Origin of the sequence: Mycobacterium sp. IS-3022, from assembly GCF_001500065.1 — a bacterium.
Classification (GTDB): Bacteria; Actinomycetota; Actinomycetes; order Mycobacteriales; family Mycobacteriaceae; genus Mycobacterium.
Genome location: NZ_LQIN01000050.1, coordinates 206844 through 217494, shown reverse-complemented (window position 1 = coordinate 217494; position 10651 = coordinate 206844). Strand labels below are relative to the sequence as shown.

12 protein-coding genes are annotated in these 10651 nt (G+C 68.7%); 6 read left to right on the top strand and 6 right to left on the bottom strand.

Features of this window, described 5'->3' with window-relative positions; all coding sequences use genetic code 11:
* Positions 1 to 170: 170 nt before the first annotated feature.
* On the top strand, positions 171 to 917 hold the full coding sequence (gene yaaA / locus AU188_RS23785) for a peroxide stress protein YaaA (RefSeq protein ID WP_059165920.1): 747 nt from the start codon (positions 171 to 173) through the stop codon (positions 915 to 917).
* A 9-nt stretch (positions 918 to 926) separates the two neighbouring features.
* Here the strand turns inward: yaaA and AU188_RS23780 are convergent, their stop codons facing one another.
* On the bottom strand, positions 927 to 1442 hold the full coding sequence (locus AU188_RS23780; RefSeq protein ID WP_059165919.1) for a hypothetical protein: 516 nt from the start codon (positions 1440 to 1442) through the stop codon (positions 927 to 929).
* Positions 1443 to 1585: 143 nt separating this feature from the next.
* Between AU188_RS23780 and AU188_RS23775 the strand changes: the two genes are divergently transcribed.
* Positions 1586 to 2452: an oxygenase MpaB family protein gene (locus tag AU188_RS23775; RefSeq protein ID WP_059165918.1), complete on the top strand. Its 867-nt coding sequence runs from the start codon at positions 1586 to 1588 to the stop codon at positions 2450 to 2452.
* On the opposite strand, the gene AU188_RS23770 is transcribed toward AU188_RS23775, so the two are convergent.
* Entirely contained in the window at positions 2449 to 4080 is a 1632-nt protein-coding gene (locus AU188_RS23770; RefSeq protein WP_059165917.1) for a fatty acid--CoA ligase, read from the bottom strand. The genes AU188_RS23775 and AU188_RS23770 overlap by 4 nt on opposite strands.
* A gap of 143 nt (positions 4081 to 4223) precedes the next feature.
* Here AU188_RS23770 and AU188_RS23765 point away from each other — a divergent pair, with 143 nt between their 5' ends.
* Genes AU188_RS23765 through AU188_RS23755 form a run of 3 tightly spaced genes read left to right on the top strand, consistent with a single transcriptional unit; the run spans position 4224 to position 6305 of the window.
* On the top strand, positions 4224 to 4463 hold the full coding sequence (locus AU188_RS23765) for a hypothetical protein (RefSeq protein WP_059102287.1): 240 nt from the start codon (positions 4224 to 4226) through the stop codon (positions 4461 to 4463).
* Positions 4464 to 4500: 37 nt separating this feature from the next.
* Positions 4501 to 5349, top strand: a complete 849-nt coding sequence (locus AU188_RS23760) for a hypothetical protein (protein WP_059165944.1) — start codon at positions 4501 to 4503, stop codon at positions 5347 to 5349.
* A 38-nt stretch (positions 5350 to 5387) separates the two neighbouring features.
* On the top strand, positions 5388 to 6305 hold the full coding sequence (locus tag AU188_RS23755; protein ID WP_059165916.1) for an alpha/beta fold hydrolase: 918 nt from the start codon (positions 5388 to 5390) through the stop codon (positions 6303 to 6305).
* A gap of 27 nt (positions 6306 to 6332) precedes the next feature.
* Here AU188_RS23755 and AU188_RS23750 read toward each other — a convergent pair whose 3' ends face one another.
* From AU188_RS23750 to AU188_RS23735, 4 genes are all read right to left on the bottom strand, one after another.
* Positions 6333 to 6554 (bottom strand): hypothetical protein, encoded by a 222-nt coding sequence (locus tag AU188_RS23750; protein WP_059165915.1) that lies wholly within the window; start codon positions 6552 to 6554, stop codon positions 6333 to 6335.
* Between the two features lie 64 nt (positions 6555 to 6618).
* Positions 6619 to 7326, bottom strand: coding sequence for a 2OG-Fe dioxygenase family protein (locus tag AU188_RS23745; protein ID WP_059165914.1), 708 nt, complete (start codon positions 7324 to 7326; stop codon positions 6619 to 6621).
* A gap of 48 nt (positions 7327 to 7374) precedes the next feature.
* Positions 7375 to 8634 (bottom strand): competence/damage-inducible protein A, encoded by a 1260-nt coding sequence (locus AU188_RS23740; RefSeq protein ID WP_059165913.1) that lies wholly within the window; start codon positions 8632 to 8634, stop codon positions 7375 to 7377.
* Positions 8635 to 8754: 120 nt separating this feature from the next.
* Complete coding sequence (locus AU188_RS23735; protein WP_059102293.1) at positions 8755 to 9489, bottom strand: glucose 1-dehydrogenase; 735 nt, start codon at positions 9487 to 9489, stop codon at positions 8755 to 8757.
* 78 nt (positions 9490 to 9567) lie between these two features.
* Between AU188_RS23735 and AU188_RS23730 the strand changes: the two genes are divergently transcribed.
* The gene (locus tag AU188_RS23730; protein ID WP_059165912.1) at positions 9568 to 10644 is read left to right on the top strand and encodes an NAD(P)H-dependent amine dehydrogenase family protein; all 1077 of its coding nucleotides are present in this window, start codon (positions 9568 to 9570) and stop codon (positions 10642 to 10644) included.
* The last annotated feature ends 7 nt before the right edge of the window (positions 10645 to 10651 follow it).

The following is a 10651-nucleotide window of genomic DNA, read 5'->3' as shown; positions in this document are numbered from 1 at the left end:
CAGATATCGACCGCCTGCTCCACCGATGGCGCCCCCGCCACCACCGGCACCGCCTCCGCCGCCCGCGAACCCATTGCCGCCTCCGCCGGCGAACCCGTTGGCGCCGCCACCGCCACCAGCACCCCTGCCACCGGCCTGACCGCAGCACGCGCCCGGATAACCTCTGCGGCGTGATCGTGCTTCTTCCGCCCTCGGAGACCAAACGGTCCGGAGGCGACGGGCCACCGCTGCGCCTCGAATCGCTCAGCTCGCCGGAGTTGGAACCGCTGCGCACGGAGTTGCTCGACGAGCTGGTGGAGCTGGCGCGGGACCGGTCGGCCTGCCGGCGTGCACTGGGGCTGTCGGCCGCTCAGGACGCAGAGATCGATCGCAACGCGGAGCTGCGCACCGCGCCGACGCTGCCTGCGATCAACCGCTACACCGGTGTCCTCTACGACGCCCTGGATGTGGAGTCGCTTCGGGGCGCCGCTGCGAGCCGTTCCCGAGCCCGACTGGCCGTCGGTTCGGCGCTGTTCGGACTGTTACGCGCCGACGATCCGGTACCGCCGTACCGGCTCTCGGCGACGTCGAAGCTGCCCGGCCGGCCGACGCTGGCCGCGCGGTGGCGTCCCGTGCTGGAACCCGTGCTCACCCGGTTGGCGACCGAGGACCTCGTCGTCGACCTCCGATCCGGTTCCTACGCGTCGCTCGGCCGGCTGTCCGCCGCCGTCCGCGTCGACGTGGTTGCCGAGCACTCCGACGGTAGGCGCACCGTCGTGACCCACTTCAACAAGGCACACAAGGGGCGACTCGCCCGCGTCCTGGCCGCAAGCCGAGCCGAACCCGACGATGCGGCCGGGGTTGCCGCCATCGCGCGACGCGCCGGGATGCGGGTGGAGCGACGCGGCGACGACCTGACCGTTGTCGTCGCCGCGTGACCCCGCGCGTCAGATGTCTTCGATCCAGTCGCTCGTGTAGAACTCCGCGGGGTTCTGCGAGAAGGCGTCGGGACGGGTGATGAACACCCACGCGCCGGTCGCGCCCGGTTCGACGGCGTCGTGAAGGGTGACGGAGCCGTAGCCGGCCCCATCGATCTGCAACACGCCCGCCGCCACACCGGGGTCGCCGCCGTGGCAGGTGGCCGCCGATGGCCGTGGCGCCTGGATGAGCCGGACGTCGTAGCGCATGTTCGGTATCGCGGTGTTCATCTCGACATCCGCGGAAACGCCCGAACCCGTGCTGCGGATGACGCTGGTGGCGCGTGCGTAGCCGGTCGGCCCGTTGAATTCGGTTCCGCTGTAGTCGCAGCGCCGCAGGACTTGATTCAGCGGAACGAACGTGCCACCGCGCCCCGCGCCGACGGGCCCGTCCGCGACGGCGCTGCCGGTGCTGCTTGCCAGTCCGAGGGGCGCGGTGACGGCGACCGCGGCGGCCAGGGTCATCAACCGGATCGATCGGCGCATGTCTGCCTCCCCGTTCCTCGTTCGCGGCGGTGTGCTTTGCTCACGGGATTGACCTCCGTCGTTACGGTAAACCACGTATCACGGGTCCCGGACCAGTTCGGCGGGTGTTTGGCGCGACTGGAACACGGCCGTACCGTGGAGGCATGACGGTGTTGCCGGATCTGGGTGCCGTGCGCAAGACCCTCGGCCGCGGCTTGTTCGGCATGGTTGCCGGACCCGACGGCCCCGCCAATCGCACGCGAATCCACCACACTCCCGGCCCCCGGTGGTTCGCCGAAGACCGCCCGATCCGCCGGGTGCACGCTGACGCCTCGATGTTCGTGGGCGGTCTACGCGCGTTGTTACTGCAGTCGTTGCATCCCTTGGCGATGGCAGGCGTCGCCGAGCACTCCGACTACCGGGGTGACCCGTGGGGTCGGTTGCAGCGGACCAGCACCTTCCTGGCGGTGACCACCTTCGGACCCGCCGACGAGGCTCAACGCGCGGTCGACCGCGTACGCGGCATCCATCAACGGGTGCGCGGCGTCGCTGCGGACGGCACGCCCTACCACGCCGCCGACCCGCATCTGCTGGAGTGGGTGCACATAGCCGAGGTTGACAGCTTCCTGCTCGCGCACCAGCTGTATGGCGAGACGCCGCTGGACCAGGCCGGCCGAGACGGCTACGTCGCCGACACCGCCCGGGTGGCGTCGGCGTTGGGCGTCGTCGACCCGCCGCGGAGCGAGAAAGAGCTGGCCGAGCGGATCGAGCGATTCCGGCCGGAACTGCGCGGCACCGCCGCCGCCCGCGACGCCGCCCGGTTCCTGCTGCTGACTCCCCCGCTGCCGATCGCAGCCAGGGCTCCGTACGGGATACTCGCGGCGACGTCGGTGGCGATGCTGCCGGCCTGGGCTCGAATGCCGCTGATGCTGCCGTACTTTCCGCCGGTCGAGGCGACCGTCATCCGATTGTCGGGTCGTGTCCTTGTCGGCGGGATCCGGTGGGCGCTGACCGCCGAGCGCGGCGGTTAGTCTCGGCACTCCACGACGTCGTATTCGCCGTCCGCGTACCGGGACCTGATCAGCTTCTTGTCGAACTTGCCGACGCTGGTCTTGGGTACTTCATCGATGAACGTCCAGCGTTCGGGCAGCCAGAAACGGGCGACCTTGTCGCTCAGATGTTTCCGCAACTCCGTGGCGGTTACGGACTCGTCGCTGCCGACGACGACCGCCGCCAACGGCCGCTCCTGCCACCGGTCGTCCGGTACGGCGACGACAGCGGCCTCGAACACCGCGGGATGCTCCGTGATCGCCAGCTCCAACTCCACCGACGAGATCCACTCGCCACCGGACTTGATGACGTCCTTGGCGCGGTCGGTCAGCGTGATGAAGCCCTGTGGATCGATGCGGCCGACGTCGCCGGTGCGCAACCAGCCCGCGTCGAACTTCGACGGGTCGGCATTCTGATAGTAGGAGCCGGTGATCCACGGACCGCGAATCTCGATCTCGCCCACCGCTTTTCCGTCATTGGGTAGCACGGCGCCGTCGTCGTCGACGATGCGGATCTCGACCCCGCACAAGACGCGGCCCGCCGAGGCGCGCAGCGTCCAGTGCTCCTCACCGGTGACCTCCGGCGGCGGTGCGGCGGTGGCCGCCAGCGGCGAGGTCTCCGTCATACCCCATGCCTGGCGGATCTCCACGCCGTACCTGTCCTGATACTCCTTCATCATCCCGAGGGGCACGGCCGATCCCCCGCAGGCGACCCTCTTCAGGGAAGAGATGTCGCGCTCGGGGTTGGCGTGCAAAAACTTCAGGACGTCGTTCCAGATGGTCGGCACCGCTGCAGCGACGGTGGGCCGGTGCCGTTCGATCATGTCCACCAGCGGAGCGGCCTGCAGGAAGCGGTCGGGCAACACCAAGTCCGCGCCGGCCATCATGGCCGCATAAGGTTGCCCCCACGCGTTCGCATGGAACATCGGCACCACCGGCAGTACCCGGTCACCGTCGACGAGGCCGAGGTTGTTGGCCGCGCACACCGCCATCGAATGCAGATAACTCGAGCGGTGGCTGTAGACCACGCCCTTCGGGTTACCGGTCGTTCCGCTGGTGTAACACATTGCGGCGGCGCTTCTCTCGTCGAGCTCGGGCCAGTCGTAGTCGAGCGGCTGCCCGGCGAGAAGGTCGTCGTAGTCGATGACGGTGTGACCCGACGCAGTGAGCTCGGAAACATCACCCTCGCCGACCACCACCACCGTGTGCACGGTCGTCATCTGCGGCAGGATCGGAGACAGCAGCCCGGAAAGCGAGATGTCCACCAGCACAACCGAATCTTCGGCCTGGTTGGCGATGAACGCGATCTGCTCACCGGCCAGTCGGATGTTGAGCGTGTGCAGCACCGCCCCCATGCACGGCGCGGCGAAGTACGTCTCGAGGTGTTCCTGGTTGTTCCACATGAACGTGGCGACCCGCTGCCCGTCGGTCACTCCGAGCGAACGTAGCCCGTGCGCAAGCTGCGCGACCCGTGTCCCGAATTCGCCGTAACTGATCTCGCGATGTCCGTCGGGCGTCGCGGTGATCACTTTTCGGCCGGAATTCCAGCCCGTGCCGTGCCGCAGAATCCCGGTCACGGTCAGCGGAAAGTCCTGCATCGTACTGTCCATGGCATCTCCCCGGTGCCGGCGTGTTAGCGACATGATCGCCGATGTGCACGCGCTGGGGCGGGGAAACCACGCAAGGCGCCGACAGCATCTGCCGTCGGCTGAAACAACTGAGTGAGGCTACGGTTTGGCCTACCGTTAGCCGGGTGGAAGCACACCCGGCAAAAGCCCCCGGCCTGGTAGCGGTCGAGGCACTGCGTTCAGGGGACCCGATCGTCGATGTCAACGGTGGCGGTCAGCACTACACGGTGTTGGAGGCGAAGGACCTCGGCGAAGGCTGCGTCGTCCTCGAACTGGAGTCCAAGGCCCACGACGAACTGCGGGTGATCGAGATGACGTTCCCCGCCGGCTATCAGATGGAAAGATCGCCCCGCCGACTGCTGTAGACCGCCGTCGTCGAACCCTTTCGAGATGGGAGTGCCGGTGTTGCGCGATATCCGGGAGTTGACCGATTCGCCCGAGGAGTACGCCGAGGAACTGCGCAGGCGGTGGGGCGGGCTGTTGAGCTACCGCTACATCGGCCGCAGCTACGCGCAGATGGACCTCGTCGAGGAGGACAACACCGTCGCCGTGCGCCGCGATATGCGCGACGCCGCGGGTGGACTGCTGTTCGCGGTGCTGGGCATCTCCGCGCCCGAGAGCGGGCACATGTCGGACCTGGAGGCGGTGCCCAACCCGGTGATCCACTCCTGCCAGCTGCTCGACCCGGGCCTCGACGTCCGTCGAATCGAGGTGGTGTCCGAGGAGCTGCGGGTCGGCCGCCAGATGGGCTACAGCCGGGCGAAGATCGTCGACGCCGATCGACCCGACCGGGTGCTTGCACTGATCGAAGGCCAGGGCGTCAGCATCGGTACGCCGCCGGAAGGGCTGGACCGGATGGAGGCCAACCCTCTCGAGGTGGTCGACTCCCCCGACCTGCCGCCGCTGTGGCAGGTGTTCGGCGGCCACCGCAGGCCCGACGGTCGGTGGGGACTGCCGGAGTTGTCGGTGGAGGTGGCCTCGCCCGACGCGGCGCTGCACGTCGGGCCGCAGTTCGTCATCCTTGAGACGGCGGCGATCGACGCCGCGGCCAGTGTGGCCGGCACCGACCGTCTGCATGGGGTGTCATGCCATGTCATGTTCATGGCTCGCGGCAAAGCCGGGCCGTTTCGGGTGGATACCGAACCGGTTCGCGGGTCCGACGGCACCGTCGCGGTACGGGCACTGATGCGCGACGAAGGCGTCGGCGATCGCGTCACCACCACCGCGTCCTACGTGTTCCGGGTGGCATAGCTCAAAAGCGCGCCGGCGCGCCATGAGACACTTCGGACATGGTTGTCGCAATCGCCCGCCCCAAGCTCGAAGGCAACGTCGCCGTCGGCGACGATCGTCGGATCGGGTTCGCCGAGTTCGGCGCTCCACAGGGCCGCGCCATCTTCTGGCTGCATGGCACCCCGGGCGCCCGGCGCCAGATCCCGATGGAAGCGCGCGTCTACGCCGAAAAGGCCAACATCCGGTTGATCGGCCTCGACCGCCCCGGTATCGGATCGTCGACCCCGCACCGCTACGACACCGTCGTCGCGTTCGCCGACGACCTGCGCACCATCGCCGACACGCTCGGCATCGACAAGCTGGTCGTCGTCGGCCTGTCCGGCGGCGGGCCGTACACGCTGGGCTGCGCCGCGGCGATGCCCGACCGGGTGGTGGCCGCCGGCGTGATCGGCGGCGTCGCGCCCACGGTGGGTTCCGACGCGATCACCGGCGGCCTGATGGGCAATGTCGGCACGCGCGTGGCGCCGTTGCTGCAGTACGCGGGAACACCGATCGGCCTGGTGGCGTCGGCGCTCATCCGGTTCATCAAGCCCGTCGCCTCCCCGGCCACCGACCTGTACGGCCGGGTGTCCCCGGAGGCCGACCGCCGGCTGCTGGCCCGCCCCGAGATCAAGGCGATGTTCCTCGACGACCTGCTCAACGGCAGCCGCAAACAACTGGCCGCGCCGTTCTCCGACATCGTCGTGTTCGCCCGCGACTGGGGCTTCCGGCTCGACGAGATCAAGGTGCCGGTGCGCTGGTGGCACGGCGACGCCGACCACATCGTCCCGTATGCGCATGGGCAGCATGTGGTGTCCAGGCTCGCCGACGCCGAGCTTTACCCGATGCCCGGTGAAAGTCACCTCGCCGGCCTGGGCCGTGCCGAGGAGATCCTGCAGACGATGATGAAGGTCTGGGACGAGTACGTCCCGTCCTGAAGCACCGAACCGATCGGCCGCCTACGCTCAGCGGTTCAGCCAGCCGGTCACCGTGGGTAGGTCGCGGCTGTAGGCCATCAGGATGTCGTCGTGGTACAGCGCTCCGCCGCTGATCGCGTCGGGTCCCTGCCAGATCACGTGTATCCGCACCGGATGCCGGGTGTAGTAGTCGGTGCGGTCGGCGTCTCGGCGGTCCCATCCGGCCTCTACGGCGCGTTGGGACATCTCGTCGCGCGCGGTTGCCGTCATCGTGCTCCTCCTGTGTTTCACGGACACGGTATCGGAACGGCGGACCGTGTCGGCACGCGCGGCGCTACGGCACCTTCGGCGCGAAGGTGACGACGAGGACGTCGCGGCGCGCCGGTTTCGCTGGGTCCAGGGGTCGGATCGGCGTCACCCCATGCAACGTACGACGGTCGTCGCCGAGCAACAGCGTGCCCGGTTCGCTCAGCGTGGTCGAAAGCAGAAGGCGGCCGTCGGCCGTGAACACCGAACTCTCGCCGCCCACCGCGTTGTCGCGACCGATCAGCAATGAGGTGACCAGCGTGACGCCGTCGCGGTGCAGCCCCTCCGGCGTGGGTTCGCCACCGTCGGACGTCGAGGCCAGTACACGGAACGGGGTCACCTTCACACTCCAGCGGGGCAAGTCGTCCAGCATCGTGGCCACCTGGCCCAGTAGCCGCAGAAACCGTTGCAGCAGGGGCTCTTCGACGAATGCGTCGGTGAGCGGCTCGAAGCGGCGACTGCGGTCGACATAGAGCGGGTTGGATGCCTGCGGCTGTACGAACGCGTCGTGCGGCAAGGGGTCGATGGCACCGTCGGCGGGGACGAAGACGAAATGCCCGTAGCGGCGTAGTCGCCGGGTGCCCAGCTCTGCGGCGTACGGATCGTCGGCCAGGGCGTTCCAGTGCCGGCCGAACCGCTGCCAGGCGTGCCGGTCGGTGCCGAGACCTGCATTGAGTTCCGCGGGGGCCATCAGATAGGCCCCATCGGTGAGCAACCGGTGCTGTGCGAGTGTCATCTCGCCGCCCGAATACCCGCGTGCACGCGGATTGAACGCGGGGACCGCTCAGCTCAGCGCGCGGCGCAGCATGTGCATCGCGACGGTGGTGGACCGCTCGCGGATGTCGGCGCGGTTGCCGGGCAACCGCATCGTTCTGGTGACCGTGGGACCGTCGGTCAGCTTGACAGTGAAACACACGGTGCCCACCGGTTTTTCGGCTGTCCCGCCGCCCGGGCCCGCGACGCCGGTGATCGCGACGGCGGTGTCTACCCCGAATCGGTTCAACGCGCCGTCGGCCATCGCCTCGGCGACGGGCTCGGACACCGCGCCGTGCGTCTCGATCACGGCGGGGCCGACGCCGAGCAGCCCCGCCTTGATGTCGTTCGCGTAGGCGACCACTGCACCGGCGACATACGCCGATGAGCCCGCGAGGTCGGTCAGCCGAGCGGCAAGCAGCCCGCCGGTGCAGGACTCGGCGGTCGCGATGCGTCGACCGCCGAGCAGCCGGGCGACCTGGTCGTCGACGCGGGAGCCGTCCTCGGAAAAGATCGCCTCGCCGTGCCGCTCGCGCAGCAGCGCCATCAGCTGCCCGTAGCTCTCGGCGGCATCGGGCTCGTAGCGTGTGACCACTTCGAGCTCGCCGCGCCGCAGGCAGGTCGTGATCTCGAGGCGGTCGAAACCGGCGATACCGCGCTCGGCGTCGCGCAGCGTGTCGGCGAGGCCGGACTCCGGCAGCCCGAACATCCGGACGGTCTCCTGGCGGTACGCGGTGCGGCCGGCGATCGCCTCCTGCACGGCGGGGGTCTGCACCGCCAGCGGCCACATCGGCTGCAGTTCGCGCGGCGGCCCGGGCAGCACGACGATCGTCGGCTTGCCCGGCACCACCACGCCCGGAGCGGTGCCGACCGGATCGATCACGTCGGCACCGTCGGGAACCAGCGCCTGCTTGCGGTTCGACGCCTGGATCGCCTCGGCGTCGACTTTCGGGAAACGCGCCATCAAGCGAGCCACGATGCCGGCGATCGTAGCCTCGAGTCGTTTGTCCAACACCAACTTTCGGCCGGCGAACCGGGCCACCGTCTCGACTGTCATGTCGTCGGCGGTCGGGCCGAGGCCGCCGCTGGTGACGATCAGATCCACGCCGTCGTCGGCCAGGAACCGCAGCTGTGCCTCGATGTCACCCGGGCGGTCGCCGCAGATGGTGATGTGCGCCAACTCGACACCCAACTCGAGTAGCCGATCGGCGATCCACGGTCCGTTGAGATCCTGCACCCGGCCCGTGAGTACTTCGGTGCCGGTGACGACGATGCCCGCGCGTGCGCTCACGAGCTACGACACTACGGGGCGCCGCGGTCGGAGCTCGCTCGCGAGTGCGGGGTTGGTCGACGCTCGGCGCGGCGGAGCGTCCGGGTAACCCACGTTCGGCGCAGAAGGGGTGGGATGCCGCTACTTGTGCGGGACGTCGTTGGTCAGGCCGCCGTCCATGATGTACTCGGCGCCGGTCGAATAGCTGGACTCGTCGCTCGCCAGAAAGACCACGAACGTCGCGACCTCTTCGGGCTGGCCCGGGCGGCCCAGCGGGATCCGCAGCATGTTGTCCGGGAAGTGTTTGGTCATCGGCGTGCGGATGAAGCCCGGGTGCACCGAGTTCACCCGGATGTTGTGCGCGCCCAGTTCGAGCGCCGCCGACTTGGTCAGCCCGCGTACCGCCCACTTCGAGGCCACGTACGGGTGCACCATGACGGCGCCGCGCAGGCCCTCGATCGAGGAGATGTTGATGATCGAGCCGCCGCCGGCGGCCTTCATCGCCTCCACCGAGTGCTGCATGCCCAGGAAGGTCCCGGTGAGGTTGACGTCGATGACCTTCTGCCACTTGGCCATGTCGAACTGACCGATCTGGCCCAGCGCCACCGTGCCCGCGTTGTTGACCAGGACGTTGAGCTTGCCGAACTCGTTGACGGCGGTCGCGACGGCGGCTTCCCACTGGTCGGCCTGCGTGACGTCGAGGTGGACGTAGCGGGCGGACTCGCCGATCTCGTCGGCCAGAGCCTTGCCCTTCTCGTCGAGGATGTCACCGATCACGACCTTGGCCCCCTCGGCCACCAGCGCCCGGGCGTCGGCGGCGCCCATCCCCTGGGCACCGCCGCTGATCAGTGCAACCTTGTCGTCCACGCGTCCCATGGGGCGTCAGGCTACCGCACGGCTCCGGTGAACTAGAACCTGTTCCAATTTCGCTGTGCAACACGCATACTGCTCGCCATGGCTATTCGGGTGGCGCTCGTCGGGACCGGCAACTGCGGCAGCCTCGCGCTGAAGCAACTAGTCAACGACGCGCGGTTCGACCTGACCGGGGTGTGGGTCTCGTCGGATGCCAAGGTCGGCAAGGACGCCGGCGAGTTGGCCGGCCTGGACGTGACCACCGGCGTCACCGCAATCAACGACCTCGACGCCATCATCGCCGCCGGACCGGACTGCGTCGTGTACTGCGCGATGGGCGACACCCGGCTGCCCGATGCGATGGCCGACGTGCGCAAGATCCTCGCGGCGGGCATCGACGTCGTCGGATCCGGTCTCGGCGTGTTGCAGTATCCGTGGCAGGTGATTCCGGACAAGTACATCCAGCGGGTGGAAGACGCTGCGCGAGAAGGCGATTCGACGGTCTTCATGACCGGCGTCGACCCGGGTTTCGTCACCGACCTGCTGCCGTTCGCGTTGGCCGGCACGTGTCAGAGCATCGAGCAGATCCGCACCATGGAGATCGCCGACTATGCGACCTACGACGGCGCGACGGTGATGTTCGACGTCATGGGCTTCGGCAACGAGATCGGCGACCTGCCCATGCTCTACCAGCCCGGCGTGCTGAGCATCGCCTGGGGCACGGCGGTTCGGCAGTTGGCGGCCGGCCTCGGCATCGAGGTCGACGAGATCCGCGACTCCGTCGAACAGGAACCCGCGCCCGAGGATTTCGACGTCGCCGTCGGCACCATCAAGAAGGGCACCGTGGCGGCGGTGCGCTTCCAGATCGAAGGCATGGTCAAGGGCAGGCCGGTGATCGTCGTCGAGCACGTCACCCGCCTTCGGGAAGACCTGCGACCGGACTGGGCCCAGCCCGCGCAGCCCGGCGGCTCGTACCGCGTCGAGATCGTCGGCGAACCGTCCTACACCATGGACATCTGCCCGACGAGCCGCAACGGCGACCACAACTACGCCGCCATCCTCGCCGCGGCGGGCCGGATCGTGAACGCCATCCCCGACGTCGTCGCGGCCCCGCCGGGCATCCGGACCACCCTCGACATGCCGCTCGTCACCGGGAAGGGCCTGTACGCGGCTCAGTAGGCTAGAG

Excerpts from the sequence above, each read along its gene's own strand:
- AU188_RS23770 (WP_059165917.1), bottom strand. The coding sequence starts at position 4,080 with ATGGACAGTACGATGCAGGACTTTCCGCTGACCGTGACCGGGATTCTG.
- AU188_RS23730 (WP_059165912.1), top strand. The coding sequence starts at position 9,568 with ATGGCTATTCGGGTGGCGCTCGTCGGGACCGGCAACTGCGGCAGCCTC.
- AU188_RS23745 (WP_059165914.1), bottom strand. The coding sequence starts at position 7,326 with ATGACACTCGCACAGCACCGGTTGCTCACCGATGGGGCCTATCTGATG.
- AU188_RS23755 (WP_059165916.1), top strand. The coding sequence starts at position 5,388 with ATGGTTGTCGCAATCGCCCGCCCCAAGCTCGAAGGCAACGTCGCCGTC.
- AU188_RS23735 (WP_059102293.1), bottom strand. The coding sequence starts at position 9,489 with ATGGGACGCGTGGACGACAAGGTTGCACTGATCAGCGGCGGTGCCCAG.
- AU188_RS23780 (WP_059165919.1), bottom strand. The coding sequence starts at position 1,442 with ATGCGCCGATCGATCCGGTTGATGACCCTGGCCGCCGCGGTCGCCGTC.
- AU188_RS23750 (WP_059165915.1), bottom strand. The coding sequence starts at position 6,554 with ATGACGGCAACCGCGCGCGACGAGATGTCCCAACGCGCCGTAGAGGCC.
- AU188_RS23775 (WP_059165918.1), top strand. The coding sequence starts at position 1,586 with ATGACGGTGTTGCCGGATCTGGGTGCCGTGCGCAAGACCCTCGGCCGC.